This window comes from Desulfococcus sp., assembly GCF_050178255.1.
In the GTDB taxonomy this organism is placed as follows: domain Bacteria; phylum Desulfobacterota; class Desulfobacteria; order Desulfobacterales; family Desulfococcaceae; genus Desulfococcus; species Desulfococcus multivorans.
Genome location: NZ_JBFXGG010000014.1, coordinates 1 through 15,598 on the forward strand (window position 1 = coordinate 1; position 15,598 = coordinate 15,598).

Here is a 15,598-nt window from a genome sequence, read left to right on the forward strand (position 1 = left end):
TTCGTGTACAAACGTGCCGATAAGGCGAGGAGATCTTATGGAAGCCCGATTGCTCCACATATTCAGAAACACCCCGTTGGGCAGAGAGACGCTCATGCAATCGATCCATTTCTGCAAGCAGATGGGCGTGACGCCGGTGGTTTACATTCCGGCGTTCATTAAATTTTTGATGTATTTTGAAAACGATGTCGTTCAAGTCGACCTGGACGCGTCCTATCTCACATCACCCGATACCGCCGTCGATCGCGTCTCCGGATTGATGGTCGAATACGGCCTGGAGGCCGGTTTTCTGACGCCCAGGAATTTCACGGCGTCGACCCTCCCGGACATTCCCTCCGATTTTGATTTCATGAGTTGTCCAAGAAGCATCAGCGATCTGTCTTCCAAGATCGGCCTCGGCTACATCGGTCCGCGGGTTCGGCGTATTGTCCGATCTGCTCGTTTTCCGGTGTTGTTGACCAGCCCTGTTTATAAACCCTGGACGAGCATCGCCGTCTTCTTTGGTGGATCCGTCAACGCGTTCAAAGCCTTGAATCTGGGGCTTCGCATCCAGCGGAAAACAGGAATGCCTCTCCGCCTGTTTACCGGAACCGAGGGAAAACATTCCGACGCCTACCGGGAGGCGGTTCGGGAGCAGGGGCTCGACAAGGCGCTCCGGCAATGCGGAGCAGAGTGGCATTTCTGGGAACGGGACGTGGATGAAGAAAATCTCTATGATGTTCCCCATGACGCCTTGGTCGTGCTGGGTGCTTTCGGGCATGGCCTGATTCGCGATTTTGTGTTCGGCAGTACCATGGAAAAGGTTCAGTCGGTTATCTCCAACAACCTCCTGATCGTCGGACCGGCATACGCTGCCGGACGTTGACGGGGAGGCTGCCTTGCGGGACGACGCTCCGATACTGGTGTATCATCCGGGGGCGCTGGGGGATGTCGTGGCGACCTTCGACAACCTCCTCCGTCTGAAGCAACGATTTCCCGGCGGCGTCGAGGGCGTCTGCCAAAACGCTCTCGGCAAGCTTGGGTGTACTCTGGGAATATTCAGGCGCGCATTTCCCGTGGAGTCGTCGGTGTTCGCGGGTTTGTACGCTGAAACGTCGGGCGGTTCCGATCCGGTGCCGGGCAGTCTTTTCCGTCCCTACGGCGGGGTCGTCCTGTTCTCCAATTCCCGGCATCTCGAAAGGGGGATTTCAAGGGTATTTCACGGACCCGTTTACCGAATGCCGCCCCGGCCCCCTATAACTTCTCGAATCCATATTCATGACCATGTTTCCGGGCACCTCGTCGCTGCGGGACTCCTGACGGCGGTGAATGACGGAGCATCCTTTCCCAAAGGCTTTCCGTCCGTAAAACGGCGGAAGGGCGCCTCGAAAACCGTTTTTATCCATCCCGGCTCAGGCAGTCTCCGGAAAAATTGGCCGTCGGCCCGGTTTGCGGCTTTGGCGCGGCGCATCCGACAGGAAGGAATGGTGCCGGAATTTATATTGGGCCCTGCCGAAGACCATATATTTCCACGAATCGCGGAAGATGTATCGGGATGGACGATTCATACCCCCGCCACGCTGGATGCTTTCGTAACGCTCCTTGAACGCGCTGACGGCTATGTCGGCAATGATGGCGGCGCAACGCATCTGGCCGCTTTCCTGGGGCTGCCGACTTTGGCAATTTTTGGTCCTTCGGATCCGGTCCGATGGCGGCCTCGGGGGCGCAGGACGGCGGTAGTGACGCCGGCAGATCTGAATTGCCGGCCTTGTTTTGAGAGAACAGAGGAAAATTGCGAAGGATCGCCGTGTCTTTTGGCCGTCACGGCGCCGGACGTGGCGGCCCGATTGCTGGAACTGCTTTCAGACTGCGGCTGAGGAAAACGTTATCCGAAAAAGCGATACCAGAGACCGGAAGCGACGGCCTGCAGCAGAACCAGCAGGGTGAGAACGATGGAGAGGGCCGCGCCGACGTTGTGCAGGAAGGCGTCCGGTCGTTTTTCCGGGTAGGCTATTATGTACCCTACGGCGATGCCGCTCAGGATCCCGGCGCCGTGGCCCCAGTTGTTGATATTTGGCATAAGACCGATGAGAAACAGGCCGACGAGCCAGCCGCTGACCTGTTTGAACAGTGCTTCGCCGAAAAGGCCGCCCCGGCTTTTTCCATAATATAGCAGGGCCCCGATGAGGCCGCATATGGCGGCGGACGCCCCAATGGTGAAACGAACGCCCGCGAGATAGGATGCGGCGTATCCGGCGATGCCGGTCAGTGTGTAGATGACGATCATCCGGCGGGCGCCGTAAGCCTGGATGGTCAGCGTTCCCAGCTGTTTCAGGGCAATCATGTTGAATAGGATGTGAAGCAGGCTGCCGTGAAGGTAACCGGCGGACACCAGGGACCACCAATTGCCGGCACGGTCGATGGGGATCGTTCCCGATGCACCCAGAAGCAGGAGACTTCCGCTGGACGGCGAGAAGGCCGTCAACGGGTTCATGAAGTTCAGATTCGGGGGATAGAGCAGCAGCGAGAGCAGATACAGGCCGACATTGACGTATATGAGGGCCGGGATGATGCGATATTCCAGTGATGCCCCGCCGAGGTTGACGATAGCCTTCCATGGCGCTCCCGGGCGCGCGGCCCCGCAATACGGGCAGCGGAGCTCGTCCCGTCCGACCAGTTTCCTGCAATGGGGGCAAAGGACTGAATTCTTTTGTGTGTCGTTCACGGCATTCCTTTCGAAGCACATCTTCCCGCCGGTCATCGGACCATCGGGATCATCTGGAATTGAAGCGGCGGGCTTTTTCCATGGCTGCTTCTGCGGCGGAGACATTGCCTCTCCCGCGGAGTGAATCGGCGATCAGCCGCCAGTTCCGGGCATGAAGTTGTGGGTTGTCTTTGGCCAGAAGGTTCGATTTGCGGGCGAGTTGCTCCGCCTGGCTGAAATTCCGGCGGGCCAACTGTATCTTACCCATCAGGTGCCACAATTCCGCATTGTTCGGATCAATGCGAACCGCCCGTTCGGCCGTGGTCTGGGCTTTGTCGAGATCTCCTTTAGCCAGGTATCGGGAGGCTTGGTCGGCAAGCGGGCTGACTGCCGCCAGGAGATAGTCGTTCTTCGTTGCGCTTTTAGCCGTTGACGTATTGCCAACGGACGCCAGGGGCTTGTCGTAGGCGGGCGGGGATAAACGGTTGTCGAGGGTGGACGAAGCTTCGGGGAGCCCACCTGATTTCCCGGCATCTACCGACCTTGTCGTCCCCGTCTGGGGCTGAGGCCGGTTGGCGGGGTATGAAACCGTCGGGCGGGGATAACTGCGCACCGGCGGTTTGGCGCAGCCGACAAAAGTCAACACCACGCCGAAAAAAAAGCATCCCAATACAGTCGACATTTTCATTAAAATAATTCCTTGAACCAGTTGAGGAGATTGTCGGGTCCGGACCTCGACCGTCGTTGGGGGGGCGCAGCCGGCGATTCCGCCGTTCGTTTGGGGATGCGCTGTCTGCAGGCGACGGTTTCCCGCGGTTCCGAACCCCGGATAAACGGCACTGATACGGCACCGGGGCACGCCGGTTCAGCGCGCATTCCCGTTACGGGGTCAACGGCAATGGCTGCTACGTTTTCGGGGGGTGTCAAGGTGAGGGGTGCGGCGGCGATCCGAGACATGATCTTCCCCCAGACCCTGAGCGCACCGGTGGCCCCCGACAGACCGCAGGGCGTGTTGTCGTCACGACCAATCCATACCGCAGCTACGCGATCTCCGGTGAATCCGGCAAACCAACTGTCTCGCATGTCATTCGTGGTTCCGGTCTTTCCAGCGGGCGTCAATCGACGTACCAGACCCTGATCCAGGGATCTGGCGGTGCCGTCGGTGGCAACGGCTTGGAGGGCGGTGTTGAGCAGATAGACGGCCCCAGGATCGATATTCTCCCGGACCGTCAGGGGATAGCGTTGGAGCAACTCGCCGTCGGAACGATAGACCGCCTGGATAGACTGGATCGGAGAGTAGAATCCACCGGACGCCAGAGTCTGGTACATTTGAGTTACCTCGATGGGGGACATCTCCAGCGCTCCTAGAAGGGCTGATGGATATGCAGGAAAATCCCCCTCGACGCCCAGCCGGTTCAGGGTGTCGAACACGGTCGCCAATCCGATGTCCATCCCCAGGCGGACGGCGGCGACATTGTAGGACTGAGCCAACGCCTCATACAGCGGCACGATACCGTGGTGTCGCCGATCATAATTTTTGGGGCTCCAGACGCTCCCGGCGGCCTTGATCTCGACCGGACCGTCATTCAGCGGCGTGACCAGGGTGTAATGCTGCGGTCTCATCAGCGCCGAGAGATAGATCACCGGCTTGACGAGAGATCCGATGGGGCGGCGGGCATCAAGAACCCGGTTGAACCCAGGGTCGCCGGGAAGACGTCCGCCCATCATCGCCACCACCTCATTGGCTGAGGTGGATGTCACCACCGCGGCAATCTCGAGGCTGTTTTTCGGAAGCCCCCTTCCGGATTCGATGGCGTTCAATTCAGTCGTCACCGATGCCTCCAAAGCCATCTGTACCTGGGGGTCAAGGGTCGAGAAGATCCTCAGCCCCTCGGACCTGAGGTCTTTCTCCTCGTATTCCAGGAGAAGCTGGCGTTTGACCAGCTCCATGAAGGCCGGAAAAGGACTGTTGCCCGACGGCGGTCTTGCCAGAATATCCAGCCGGGTCTTCATGGCCAGGTTGGCCTCACCGGGTCGAATCAGTTTCTGGCGGGCCATCATCTTCAGAACCTGGTTCCGACGTGCCAGGGCACGATCCGGGTTCTTACGCGGATCGTAGACTGACGGCCCTTTGAGCATCCCCACAAGCAGAGCTGTTTCACCGGCTCCCAGATCCTCCAGAGATCGGCCGAAATAGAACCGGCTGGCCATACCGAATCCATGAATGGCCCGATTGCCGTCCTGGGCGAGATAGACCTCGTTGATGTAGGCTTCGAAGATCTGGTCCTTGGTGTAAAAAAATTCGAGGCTGAGGGCCATGGCCGCCTCTTCGATTTTTCGACGCAGGGATTTCTCACGGCTCAGGAAAAGATTCTTGACCAGCTGCTGAGTCAGCGTGCTGCCCCCCTGAACAGTCTTCCCCGCCATGATATTGGCCTTGAGGGCCCGGAGGATCGAGAGGGGTTTAATGCCGTAATGTTCATAAAAATCCCGGTCCTCCACCGCCATGATGGTCTGGATGAGAAGGGGGGGGGCTTCACTGAATCTGACCCAGAGCCGATCCTGGTGGTGGGTGGGATAAAAGCTGCCGATGAGGGCCGGGTCGAGACGTGCGATTGAAAGCTGTTCCCCTGTTTCGATATCGCTCAGAGAGCGGATGCGGCCGTTTGCGATGGTGAGCCGAATCTTTTTTGAAGGTTCATGACCGTCGGGAAAGGCGAAGGGGCGGCTGTAAAGGGTAACACGGCCCCCTTTTCTGGAGAAGCTTCCGGGTACGGCGATCCGATCCGCCGGGCGGTAGGAAAGCAGGGAAAGCTCCTTCATCAGAGATGCTTCGTTCATGGCGAGACCGGGATAGAGTTCCAGCGGACGTGCATAGACCCGGGCCGGCAACTCCCATTTTTTGCTCCCGAAACGTTCCCTCGCCTCCCATCCGAGGCGGCCGATATATCCAATGAGTAAAAGAGCGATCAGAACGCCGGCCGTCAGGAAAAGATGCCTTCGAAGTCTCGGTGATTTTTTTTTGATTTTTTTCGCCGTCCTGGATGTCCTCTTTTTCTTCAAACCCTGACTCCGATTCATCATTCCCCGATGATTTTGACCAGTACGCGCTTTTCCCGGCGTCCATCGAATTCGCCGTAAAATATCTGCTCCCAAGTACCCAGATCCAGATGACCACGGGTAACGGCCACCGTAACCTCGCGGCCCATGATTTGGCGTTTCATATGGGCGTCGGCATTATCCTCCCCGACATTGTGGCGGTAGGCCGAAACCGGTTCATGGGGGGCGAGTTTTTCAAGCCAGACGTCATAGTCGTGATGAAGGCCCGACTCGTCGTCGTTGATGAAGACGGAGGCGGTGATGTGCATGGCGTTGACCAGTGCAAGGCCCTCCTGGATACCGCTTTCAACCAAGCATTTCGTGACCTGGGGCGTAATGTTGACGAAGGCCCGGCGGGTCGGTACATGGAACCACAATTCCTTTCTATAGCTCTTCATGGTGTCCTTCCAAAGGGGTTACAGTTTCTTCAGGAGCTGGTTCGCAGCGGTCAGAAGGGGATCCCATACCGGCCCGAAGGGCGGTGCATAGGCCAGATCCGACTGGCTGAAATCGGCTACGGTCATGTGGGCATGAAGCGCGACTGCCGCTGCGTTGATGCGATGCGCACAGCCTTCCCGGCCGACCATCTGTGCCCCCAACAGGCGGCCGGTTTCACGGTCGCCGACCAGGTGGACATGGATCGATGCGCTGCCGGGATGGGCGTGAGCCCGGGATCGGGTTTTGATGGTCACCGTCTCGGGAAGAAAACCCGCCGTCGTCGCTTCATTCTGCGTCAGGCCGGTGCAGGCCACCTCCAGGTCGAAGACCTTGAAGACGGCAGTACCGGCGATTCCCGAGAGACGGGTTTCAATGCCGCAGATATTGTCCGCGGCGGCCCATCCGGCACGGTTCGCCCTCAGCGCCAGGGGAATCCATACCCGCTTACCGGTCACCACGTGAAAAGCATCGGCACAGTCCCCGGCCGAATAAATGTATGGATTCGAGGTGCGGAGGGTCGCGTCGACGGATACGGCACCCATAGGCCCCGTCTCAAGCCCCGCATCAGCCGCGATTCGGCTGTTGGGGGAGATCCCCGCGGCGACGATGACCATGTCGCAGGAGATCGTCATGTCGGCGGCACCTACCTTGAAACCCCCGCCGGGCGCTGCAGTGATATTTTCGACGGCACGGCCGTCATGGATCCCGACGCCGTGAGCCTCGAGTTCCGCACGTACACGGGCGGACAACTCCGAATCCATCCAGGGCAGCAGACCGGGCCGGGGTTTAATCATATCCACGGCGATCCCCCGTGCAGCGAGGGCTTCGCACATCTCAAGGGCGATATATCCCATGCCGATGATGACGACCCTGCCGATCTTTCGGCCCGAGAGGTAATGTTTCAGCCTTCGTCCGTCCTCGAGGTTTTTCAGGACCAGGACGCCCGGAAGCTTGATCCCCGGGATTTTCGGCAGGATCGGCGAGGCGCCCGTGGCGATCAGCAACCGGTCGTAGGGACTGGAAAAAGGCCGGCCGTCGGCATCGACGCCTTCCACCCGCCGGGATTCAGGGTCGATCCGTCGGGCCTCGTGGCGGAGGCGAACACGGATACCCTGCTTCTTTTCGAATACGGCGGCCTCGCGGACGACCAGGTCATCCATGTCTCGTTGGGGGTCTGCGATGTTGTAGGGCATGCCGCAGGCGCTGTATGAGACGTCCCGGGTCATCTCCAGGACGGTCACCCGAAGGTTCGGTTGGTGTCGTTTGGCGCGACTGGCGGCGCTCATCCCTGCGGCGTCGCCGCCTATGATGACAAAATCCATGAAGACCTCCTTGTTCTGTGCGGTTTGGGTTGAAGCATCGCCTCCGGCGGTAATGTTATGCCATCGCGGAGGCGGATCCGGACGCGGGACAACCGTCTCGGTTTCGGGCGTTCAGTTGACCGCATGCGGCGGAAATGTCCTGTCCCTTGCTGTGGCGGATGACGGCGGTATAGTTTTGGCTGGTGAGGATTTCCTGGAATTTCAAAATCCGAGCTTCATCGGGACGGCAAAACGGGCTGCCGTCGTGTTCGTTGAATGGGATCAGATTGATTTTGGCACGGACCGGACGCAGGAGGTCGACCAGGCGGCGGGCGTCCTTGTCCCCGTCGTTGACGCCGTCGATCAGGATGTATTCAAAGGTGATGCGTCGGCGCGGCTTGAGAGGGTATTCCCGGCAGGCCGCCATGAGAACCTCGATGGGATATCTCCGGTTGATGGGCATCAGGCGGGAACGGGTCTTGTTATCTGCCGCGTTTAGTGATATTGCAAGATTTACTTCCGTTTCCCGCCCCAGACGATCGAGTTGGGCCGCCAGACCGGCAGTGGAAACAGTAACCCGCCTGGCAGAAAATTTCAGGCCGCTGTCGGCGTCCGTGATGATTTGCAGAGCCCGGATGACGTGGGTGAGGTTGGCCAGCGGTTCCCCCATGCCCATAAATACGATGTTGGTCAGACGACGTGGGTCGGCGGCGGGGATGTCTAAAACGGCGTCGCGAACCTGGGCGATGATTTCGCCCATGGTGAGGTTGCGGATAAACCCCTCCTGCGCGGTCAGACAGAATCGGCATCCCTGAGCGCAGCCGACCTGGCTTGATATGCAGAGGGTGTAATGCTCTTTTTCGGGGATCAAAACCGATTCGATGAAGCGGCCGTCGTTCAGTCGCAACAGATATTTTCGGGCGCCGTCGCGGGCGGTTTCAACCGCGGTTCGATGCAGCCGGCCGATGACGAACCGCGCCGCCAGCTGCCGACGCAGGGGTTTGTTCAGGTCCGACATCTCTTCGAACCGGTCGACCTGGTGTTGGTAGATCCATTTAAAGATCTGTCCGGCCCGGTAAGGGGCGATACGCTCTTCCTGAAGTAGGCAGATGAGATCTGCCCGGGTGAGTTCCTTGATATCGATCGGCGTGGGTAGGTAATTCATTTTATATTGTTTTTACAAGAAGATCCAAAAATGATTTTTCTTGACATTACCTTGTTTGCATATTAAATTCAAGAATTTTAATTTGAAGTGAAATTGGTGCAGTTATGTTTGACAGTCTGAGCAGCAGGCTTGAAGGGGTATTTAAAAAGCTCAAGGGGCACGGCAAACTCACCGAGAAGAACGTCGAAGAGGGCCTGAGGGAGGTCCGGATGGCGCTCCTCGAGGCTGATGTTCATTACCGTGTAGCCAAAAAATTCATTGCCGATGTCAAAGCCCGCGCTCTTGGCCAGGAAGTCATGAAGAGTCTGACGCCGGGGCAGCAGGTCGTCAAGATTGTCAACGAAGAACTGACGCGTCTCATGGGTGAGAGCCTCGAAGACCTCAATCTTTCCGGCACCAGACCCGTATCGGTGATGCTTGTGGGGCTTCAGGGGTCCGGTAAGACGACGACGTCGGGAAAGCTTGCGGTTTATCTCAAAAAGAAAGGGAAAAAGCCGTATCTGGTGCCGGCGGACGTTTACCGTCCCGCAGCTATCGACCAGTTGAAAAAGTTGGGAGGGCAGATCGGCGTGCCGGTATTTCCGTCGGAAACCGAAATGGATCCGGTGGAGATTTGCGACAAGGCGAGGACCGCTGCCCAGAAGGCGGGGTGCGACGTCCTGCTGCTGGATACCGCGGGCCGCCTTCATCTGGATGCGGAGCTGATGGCGGAACTCGTTCGGATTCGGGATGCGGTGATGCCTTCGGACATTCTGCTGGTTGCCGATGCCATGACGGGGCAGGACGCGGTGAACATCTCGGAATCCTTTGACAAAGCCCTGGACCTCGGGGGTGTCATTCTATCCAAGATGGACGGCGATGCCAGGGGTGGTGCGGCTTTGTCTATTCGCGCGATTACGGGAAAGCCCATCAAATTTATCGGCGTCGGTGAAAAATTGACCCAACTTGAAGCCTTTCACCCCGACCGGATCGCATCGAGCATTCTGGGGATGGGAGACGTCCTGACTCTCATCGAAAAGGCCCAGTCGGTGATGGACGAGGAAAAGGCGGTCGAGCTCGAAAAAAAACTGAGGAAGAGCCAGTTCACCCTGGAAGATTTCAAGGATCAGATGGTCCAGATCCGAAAAATGGGATCCCTTGGAGACCTGATCGGTATGATCCCGGGGATGAAAACAAATAAGCAGTTCAAGAACCTTGACGTCGACGAGACCGAGTTGGTTCGTATCGAGGCGATCATCAATTCCATGACGCCGCATGAACGGTCCCATCATCAAGTGATCAACGGGAGCCGGCGAAAGCGGATCGCACGGGGAAGCGGTACCCAGGTGCAGGACGTGAACCGGCTCCTGAAAAATTATACTCAGGTCATGAAAATGATCAAAAAACTCAACAAAGGCGGCATACGCGGATTTGGCCGTGGAATGCTGCCGTTTTGAAAGGAGATGTTGGAAGCGGTATGTCAGTAAAAATCAGACTCGCCAGGCATGGCGCAAAAAAGAGGCCGTTTTACAGAATTGTTGTCGCAAACATTGAAAGTCCGAGAGACGGACGGTTTCTGGAGGTTGTCGGCACCTATAATCCGTTGCCTGATCCGGCAGAGGTGAACCTGAAAGGGGATCGCGTTAAATACTGGATGGCGCAGGGTGCGGAGCCGACGGATACCGTAAGGAACCTTCTTAAAAAACAAGGACTGCTGACCAACCCCTGATCGTCGTCTTTACCCCTGACTCTCTTGAACCCTTTAAGGAGGCGGAGCTATGAAAGATCTGATTAAGTACATTGCGCAGGCACTGGTTGACAATCCTGATCAGGTATCGGTAGAGGAGGTTGAGGGAAACCAGACCTCAGTGCTCGAACTCAAAGTGGCAAAAGAGGATCTGGGGAAAGTCATCGGGAAACAGGGGCGTACGGCAAGAGCGATGCGTACGATACTGAGTGCGGCTTCCGCCAAGGTGAAAAAGCGCACGGTGCTTGAAATTTTAGAGTAGAGTGGTGAAGGAAGAGGCCTGTTTCATTATTGGAAAAATCATCGGGGTTCATGGTGTCCGGGGAAACCTGAAACTATACCCTCATATCGAATCCATGGCGCTTCTGGAGCCCGGCGTGACGGTATATGTCGGGAACCCTGAAAACACCGGCGCAACGTACGCGATTCGCTGGGCAAAGCCCCACCATCGTACGATACTCCTGGCGCTTGACAATGTGACGGATCGGGATACGGCCGAAGCCCTGGTGGGGAACGACGTGTTCACGGAAAAATCGCGATTGCCGGTGTTGGAGGAGGGGCACTACTATTGGGCTGATCTGATCGGCCTTGCCGTTCGAACGACGGCGTTCAGAGAGTTGGGGATCATTGCGTCCATATTCCGGACGGGAAGCAATGATGTCTATGTGATTCGGGACGGCAAAAGCGAAATGTTGATTCCGGCCCTCGCCTCGGTGGTGAAAAATGTGGATCTGAAGCACGGCACCATGACGGTGGATCTTCCCGAGGGACTGATCCCGAGGGACTGATCCCGAGGGACTGATATAGACGCAAGGGACCTCTTTTTGTGGGAATCATGGGTACGGCGATGTCGGACGCAGAGGTGCTGGCATGCCGGAATGTTTGTTTCAGAGGCCTTCATGAGATGATTTTTCGGGTACTTACCATTTTCCCCGAGCTGTTTGATGCGTTCTGGGAAAACAGTATCATCAAGCGGGCGATCGAGGGTCACCACATCTCCGCGGCAGCTGTTGATATTCGACGATATACATCGGATAAACACCGCACCACGGATGATCGGCCTTACGGCGGCGGACCGGGAATGGTCATGAAACCCGAGCCTCTTGCCAAGGCTATCCAGGCGGCCAAGAAAATCACCCCTTTTTCCCGAACGGTGCTGATGACGCCCCAAGGGCGGCGATTCAATCAGTCCCTGGCCCATGAGCTGGCCCGGGAGGAGGGGGTGATTTTTGTATGCGGCCGTTATGAAGGGGTTGACGAGAGGATCTTCAATCAGTACATCGACGACGAAATCTCCATCGGTGATTATGTCCTCACCGGAGGCGAACTGCCGGTAATGATCATCATCGACGCGGTGACCCGCCTTCTGCCCGGTGTTCTGGGCGGTGCGGATTCCGCGGAAAAAGACTCATTTTCCGAGGGACTTCTGGAGCATGCCCATTATACCCGGCCAAGGGATTTTGAGGGGGACCGGGTTCCCGATGTTCTTCTTTCGGGCAACCATCAGGCTATAGAACAATGGCGTACCGAGACTGCCCTGATAAGAACGTTTCTCAAACGTCCGGACTTGATGGAAGACCGGGCCTTTACAGCCCGGGAGATCAACATTTTGAGAAAATGGTCTACCGAGATTGAAAGAATTGTTGAAACCCAAAATTTATCTCGCGCTGATTCACTACCCGGTCGTGAATAAAAACGGCGACACTGTCGCTGCGGCGGTGACGAATCTGGACTTGCACGATATCGCCAGACTGGCCAGAACTTACGGGGCTAAAGCCTTTTATGTGATCACTCCCCTGTCGGACCAACGGAAATTGGCCCGCCGGATTATATCCCACTGGGTGGAAGGCGGCGGAGGTGATTACAACCCCGCCCGAAAAGATGCGCTTTCCATCATCCGGATCAAGGAGAGGTACGAAGAGATGATCGATGAGATCACCGCAGAGGGGCAAGGCGTGCCCAAAACCGTGGTGACATCCGCGCGGAAAGCGCCGGGCAGTTTGAGCTGTGACCGGCTTCGCTGTATGCTGGCGCAAGGAGAGCCCTTTGTTCTCAATTTCGGCACGGCATGGGGCTTATCAGAGGAATTCATTCATGCAGCGGATTATCTGCTCGAGCCGATTACCGGGGGAACCCATTACAATCACCTGTCCGTCAGATCTGCGGCATCCATCATCGTGGACCGTCTTTTAGGCGGATCGTGTGAACAACATCAACATACCGAAATAGTTGGTTAGAGGGAATTATGAAACTATTGGAAAAAATGGAAAGGGAGATGATGCGTCTTGACGTACCGGATTTCATTCCCGGAGATACCGTCAAGGTGCATGTTAAAATCAAAGAGGGCGAAAAAGAACGTATCCAGGTCTTTCAAGGGGTGGTGATCAGCCGGCATCGGGGCATGGTCAATGCGACCTTCACCGTAAGGAAGGTATCCTACGGCGTCGGGGTCGAACGTATTTTTCCGTTGCATTCCCCCATCATCGACAAAATCGAGGTGGTCACCAAGGGGCGGGTTCGGCGATCTAAAATTTACTATCTTCGCAAGCTTCGGGGGAAGGCCGCTCGAATCAAGGAGAAACGCCTCAATTAATTCAAAGCCCACCATGTGGTCATTCGAAGCCCATGCCCGGAAAAAAGGTTTTGCGTCCATTGCGGGCGTTGACGAGGCCGGCCGGGGCCCCCTGGCCGGCCCTGTTGTCTCTGCCGCCGTGATGTTGCCTTCCGATTGGTTTGAGAACGGGTTGACGGCGGTAGGGACAATAGCGATTGACGATTCGAAGAAACTGGCGCCCCGGAAGCGGGAGATCCTCTTTGACCGCATTTATCGGGATGCCCCGGGCGTGGGGGTCGGCGTGGTGACTGCCGAGGAGATTGATCGCACGAATATCCTCCAGGCCGCTCTCCGGTCCATGGTCTTGGCGGTCAGGAATCTCGTTCTTCAGCCGGACTATCTTCTGGTCGACGGCCTTTTTCCGATTCCCATGGACCTGCCCCAGGAGCCGATTGTCAAGGGGGATGCCAAAAGCATATCCATTGCCGCAGCATCCATCGTCGCAAAGGTCACCAGAGACCGGCTCATGGAATGTTACCATCGGCAATACCCCCAATACGGCTTTTCCAGTCACAAAGGATACCCCACCCGGGCCCACCGTCTCGCCGTCGCTCTTTATGGCCCGAGCCCCATCCATCGCAAAACTTTCAAAGGTGTTCGTGAATATGTTGAATAAATCTCAGAAATTTGGCCGGGCGAGTGAGGCTTTGGCCGCTGACATTCTGAGACGATCGGGGTATCGTATTCTTGCCCGGAATTATCGGACGAAAATGGGTGAGATCGATATCATCGCCCGGGATGGAGAGACCATCGTATTCGTAGAGGTGAAGGCTCGTCGGGACAGGGGGCATTACGGTCATCCCAAATACGCCGTGACGCGAGCCAAGCAGCAGAAGATATCCAAAACAGCGCTTTATTATCTCAAGGGGACCGGGCAGATGGGCTGCAGCGCGCGTTTTGATGTCGTTACCCTCACACCCTGCGGCGATGACGTCCGGTGCGAGATCGTCAGAAATGCCTTCGAGCTTGCCTACGGCTGATCAATCCTGTCACCGGCAGCATGCGCCCCCTGGTCAGGGTAGGGATGGTGCCGACTGAATGCCCTTATCGCAGGCGGGCGGCGAAAGATTCGGGGTATCCCGCGTCGAGAATTTTGCGGATCGCCGTATCGATATCGTAACTGACCCGACGCACCTCCACCGATGACGCCGATATATCCCAAATGACATATTTGGCACGGTTGTCCCCGTCCCTGGGCTGGCCTACACTTCCCACGTTGATGAGATAGGCGGCGTCGTTTTCCAGAACGGCAACGCCCCGGGAGAACGGCAGGTAACGGGCGGATCCGCCGCGTACCCGAATCAGGTTCAACTCATGGGTGTGGCCGATGAAACAGTGCTTTTCGTCGATGCGGTGAAATGCGCGGCATATCTTGCGCTCCCGCATCTGGTAGAGGTAGAGGAACGGAGACTTCGGGGGAAATCCGTGAACGAACCGGGATCCCCATCGGATCAATAGGGACGGCATGCGATGGATATCCGCCAGGGTTTGAGAGGACAGCCCCGCGAAGGTCGATTGGAGTGTTGCCTGAACCTGTGGATTGAACCATTTGAAGAACCGAGGATATCTCACCGCCATTTCATGGTTTCCGAGAACCGAGAGGATGCCGCGCTCCCGAATCAACGCCATTACCGCTTCGGATTCGGCGCCGTATCCAATGTTATCACCCACTGAGACGATATGCTGGATTCCGGATCCGTCAATGTCCCTCAATACCGATTGAAACGCTTCGAGGTTTCCGTGGATGTCGGCAATGACGGCTATCCGCATGGCGTTTTTTTCAAATGGACAGCGGGATAACGTTCAGGTACCAGTTGATGAGACGGGGGCCGAAAAAGACGTAAATCGCTGCACCGGCTGAGAGAAAAGGGGCGAAAGGGACGGCCAGCTTCATGGTCTTCCCGCCGGTGATCATGAGTCCGACGCCCACGAGGGTTCCCAGGGCGGAACCGACGAACAGCGTGAACAGAACGCCCTTCCACCCGATGAGCGCTCCGATCATGGCCAGGAGCTTGATATCTCCACCGCCCATGCCGTCTGTTTTCTTGAGAGCGCTGTAACTCCAGGCGACGATGTAGAGGCTTCCTCCCCCGAACAGGATGCCTAAAAGAGCGTCTTTTACCGTCATCGACGGTACGGCCAATGAGGCGAGGAAGAACAAGGGGATTCCCGGGAGGGAAATGACGTCGGGAATGATCCTGTGATCGATGTCGATGAGACTGACGACCCAGAGCGTCGATAGGAACGTGAAGTAAACGATGGCTGACAGGCTTGCACCGAAAGTGGCGAATATGGCTGTCGCCGTAAGGCCGGTCGCCAGCTCGAGGGCCGGATATCGAAGCGGGATGGAGACACCGCAGTCTCGGCATCGACCTTTCAGGAGGGCATAGCTCAGCAGGGGAATATTGTTGTGGAACCGGATGGGCGCTCCGCATACCGGACAGGCGGACGGAGGGCGAACAATGGATTTCGCACGGGGGATCCGAAAGATGCAGACGTTCAGGAAGCTGCCGATGCACAGCCCGAAAACGAACACCACAAAGTGGATCAGGACCGATGGGTATATGGCCAT

Annotated in this window: 19 protein-coding genes; 11 read left to right on the forward strand and 8 right to left on the reverse strand. The window is 57.0% G+C overall.

The annotated features are described in order from the left end of the window. The first annotated feature begins 37 nt into the window (after nt 1–37). Entirely contained in the window at nt 38–865 is an 828-nt protein-coding gene (locus AB7S84_RS04555) for a universal stress protein (RefSeq protein WP_020876569.1), read from the forward strand. Between the two features lie 13 nt (nt 866–878). After that, nucleotides 879–1,856, forward strand: a complete 978-nt coding sequence (locus AB7S84_RS04560; RefSeq protein ID WP_020876568.1) for a glycosyltransferase family 9 protein — start codon at nt 879–881, stop codon at nt 1,854–1,856. A gap of 8 nt (nt 1,857–1,864) precedes the next feature. On the opposite strand, the gene AB7S84_RS04565 is transcribed toward AB7S84_RS04560, so the two are convergent. Genes AB7S84_RS04565 through rlmN form a run of 6 tightly spaced genes read right to left on the reverse strand, consistent with a single transcriptional unit; the run spans nt 1,865 to nt 8,686 of the window. Continuing rightward, nucleotides 1,865–2,704 carry a rhomboid family intramembrane serine protease gene (locus AB7S84_RS04565; protein WP_234979143.1) on the reverse strand — a complete coding sequence of 280 codons (840 nt, stop codon included), beginning with the start codon at nt 2,702–2,704 and terminating at the stop codon, nt 1,865–1,867. A 49-nt stretch (nt 2,705–2,753) separates the two neighbouring features. Next, nucleotides 2,754–3,371, reverse strand: coding sequence for a tetratricopeptide repeat protein (locus AB7S84_RS04570; RefSeq protein ID WP_020876566.1), 618 nt, complete (start codon nt 3,369–3,371; stop codon nt 2,754–2,756). Beyond that, nucleotides 3,371–5,746 carry a penicillin-binding protein 1B gene (gene mrcB / locus AB7S84_RS04575; RefSeq protein WP_159449715.1) on the reverse strand — a complete coding sequence of 792 codons (2,376 nt, stop codon included), beginning with the start codon at nt 5,744–5,746 and terminating at the stop codon, nt 3,371–3,373. Before mrcB ends, AB7S84_RS04570 begins: the two co-directional genes overlap by 1 nt. A 17-nt stretch (nt 5,747–5,763) precedes the next feature. Then, nucleotides 5,764–6,180, reverse strand: a complete 417-nt coding sequence (locus AB7S84_RS04580) for a secondary thiamine-phosphate synthase enzyme YjbQ (RefSeq protein WP_020876564.1) — start codon at nt 6,178–6,180, stop codon at nt 5,764–5,766. Nucleotides 6,181–6,198: 18 nt separating this feature from the next. Continuing rightward, nucleotides 6,199–7,542 (reverse strand): FAD-dependent oxidoreductase, encoded by a 1,344-nt coding sequence (locus AB7S84_RS04585; protein ID WP_020876563.1) that lies wholly within the window; start codon nt 7,540–7,542, stop codon nt 6,199–6,201. A gap of 55 nt (nt 7,543–7,597) precedes the next feature. Next, on the reverse strand, nt 7,598–8,686 hold the full coding sequence (gene rlmN, locus AB7S84_RS04590) for a 23S rRNA (adenine(2503)-C(2))-methyltransferase RlmN (RefSeq protein WP_020876562.1): 1,089 nt from the start codon (nt 8,684–8,686) through the stop codon (nt 7,598–7,600). A 104-nt stretch (nt 8,687–8,790) separates the two neighbouring features. On the opposite strand from rlmN, the gene ffh reads away from it, so the two are divergent. The 9 genes from ffh to AB7S84_RS04635 are packed head-to-tail and all read left to right on the forward strand — an operon-like array spanning nt 8,791 to nt 14,006. Further along, on the forward strand, nt 8,791–10,122 hold the full coding sequence (gene ffh, locus AB7S84_RS04595; RefSeq protein WP_020876561.1) for a signal recognition particle protein: 1,332 nt from the start codon (nt 8,791–8,793) through the stop codon (nt 10,120–10,122). Between the two features lie 20 nt (nt 10,123–10,142). Further along, nucleotides 10,143–10,394 carry a 30S ribosomal protein S16 gene (rpsP, locus tag AB7S84_RS04600; protein ID WP_020876560.1) on the forward strand — a complete coding sequence of 84 codons (252 nt, stop codon included), beginning with the start codon at nt 10,143–10,145 and terminating at the stop codon, nt 10,392–10,394. 49 nt (nt 10,395–10,443) lie between these two features. Beyond that, nucleotides 10,444–10,674, forward strand: a complete 231-nt coding sequence (locus AB7S84_RS04605; RefSeq protein ID WP_020876559.1) for a KH domain-containing protein — start codon at nt 10,444–10,446, stop codon at nt 10,672–10,674. Between the two features lies 1 nt (nt 10,675). Then, nucleotides 10,676–11,200 (forward strand): ribosome maturation factor RimM, encoded by a 525-nt coding sequence (gene rimM, locus AB7S84_RS04610; protein ID WP_040414871.1) that lies wholly within the window; start codon nt 10,676–10,678, stop codon nt 11,198–11,200. Between the two features lie 47 nt (nt 11,201–11,247). Further along, nucleotides 11,248–12,105, forward strand: coding sequence for a tRNA (guanosine(37)-N1)-methyltransferase TrmD (gene trmD, locus AB7S84_RS04615; protein WP_428153173.1), 858 nt, complete (start codon nt 11,248–11,250; stop codon nt 12,103–12,105). After that, a complete protein-coding gene (locus tag AB7S84_RS04620; RefSeq protein WP_144016475.1) occupies nt 12,056–12,649 on the forward strand; it encodes an RNA methyltransferase in 594 nt (197 codons plus the stop codon). The genes trmD and AB7S84_RS04620 overlap by 50 nt, the downstream gene beginning before the upstream one ends. Before the next feature lie 8 nt (nt 12,650–12,657). Continuing rightward, the gene (rplS, locus tag AB7S84_RS04625; protein ID WP_020876555.1) at nt 12,658–13,005 is read left to right on the forward strand and encodes a 50S ribosomal protein L19; all 348 of its coding nucleotides are present in this window, start codon (nt 12,658–12,660) and stop codon (nt 13,003–13,005) included. A gap of 13 nt (nt 13,006–13,018) precedes the next feature. Further along, entirely contained in the window at nt 13,019–13,642 is a 624-nt protein-coding gene (locus tag AB7S84_RS04630) for a ribonuclease HII (protein ID WP_020876554.1), read from the forward strand. Next, on the forward strand, nt 13,632–14,006 hold the full coding sequence (locus tag AB7S84_RS04635) for a YraN family protein (protein WP_020876553.1): 375 nt from the start codon (nt 13,632–13,634) through the stop codon (nt 14,004–14,006). Before AB7S84_RS04630 ends, AB7S84_RS04635 begins: the two co-directional genes overlap by 11 nt. A gap of 64 nt (nt 14,007–14,070) precedes the next feature. Here AB7S84_RS04635 and AB7S84_RS04640 read toward each other — a convergent pair whose 3' ends face one another. Beyond that, a complete protein-coding gene (locus AB7S84_RS04640; protein ID WP_020876552.1) occupies nt 14,071–14,796 on the reverse strand; it encodes a metallophosphoesterase family protein in 726 nt (241 codons plus the stop codon). 10 nt (nt 14,797–14,806) lie between these two features. Beyond that, on the reverse strand, nt 14,807–15,598 hold the full coding sequence (locus AB7S84_RS04645) for a prepilin peptidase (RefSeq protein WP_020876551.1): 792 nt from the start codon (nt 15,596–15,598) through the stop codon (nt 14,807–14,809).

Bases quoted from the DNA above. Each gene is read 5' to 3' on its own strand.
- AB7S84_RS04555 (WP_020876569.1), top strand. From the start codon at position 38: ATGGAAGCCCGATTGCTCCACATATTCAGAAACACCCCGTTGGGCAGA.
- AB7S84_RS04570 (WP_020876566.1), bottom strand. From the start codon at position 3,371: ATGAAAATGTCGACTGTATTGGGATGCTTTTTTTTCGGCGTGGTGTTG.
- AB7S84_RS04580 (WP_020876564.1), bottom strand. From the start codon at position 6,180: ATGAAGAGCTATAGAAAGGAATTGTGGTTCCATGTACCGACCCGCCGG.
- AB7S84_RS04585 (WP_020876563.1), bottom strand. From the start codon at position 7,542: ATGGATTTTGTCATCATAGGCGGCGACGCCGCAGGGATGAGCGCCGCC.
- rlmN (WP_020876562.1), bottom strand. From the start codon at position 8,686: ATGAATTACCTACCCACGCCGATCGATATCAAGGAACTCACCCGGGCA.
- ffh (WP_020876561.1), top strand. From the start codon at position 8,791: ATGTTTGACAGTCTGAGCAGCAGGCTTGAAGGGGTATTTAAAAAGCTC.
- rpsP (WP_020876560.1), top strand. From the start codon at position 10,143: ATGTCAGTAAAAATCAGACTCGCCAGGCATGGCGCAAAAAAGAGGCCG.
- AB7S84_RS04605 (WP_020876559.1), top strand. From the start codon at position 10,444: ATGAAAGATCTGATTAAGTACATTGCGCAGGCACTGGTTGACAATCCT.
- trmD (WP_428153173.1), top strand. From the start codon at position 11,248: ATGGGTACGGCGATGTCGGACGCAGAGGTGCTGGCATGCCGGAATGTT.
- rplS (WP_020876555.1), top strand. From the start codon at position 12,658: ATGAAACTATTGGAAAAAATGGAAAGGGAGATGATGCGTCTTGACGTA.
- AB7S84_RS04630 (WP_020876554.1), top strand. From the start codon at position 13,019: ATGTGGTCATTCGAAGCCCATGCCCGGAAAAAAGGTTTTGCGTCCATT.
- AB7S84_RS04635 (WP_020876553.1), top strand. From the start codon at position 13,632: ATGTTGAATAAATCTCAGAAATTTGGCCGGGCGAGTGAGGCTTTGGCC.
- AB7S84_RS04640 (WP_020876552.1), bottom strand. From the start codon at position 14,796: ATGCGGATAGCCGTCATTGCCGACATCCACGGAAACCTCGAAGCGTTT.
- AB7S84_RS04645 (WP_020876551.1), bottom strand. From the start codon at position 15,598: ATGGCCATATACCCATCGGTCCTGATCCACTTTGTGGTGTTCGTTTTC.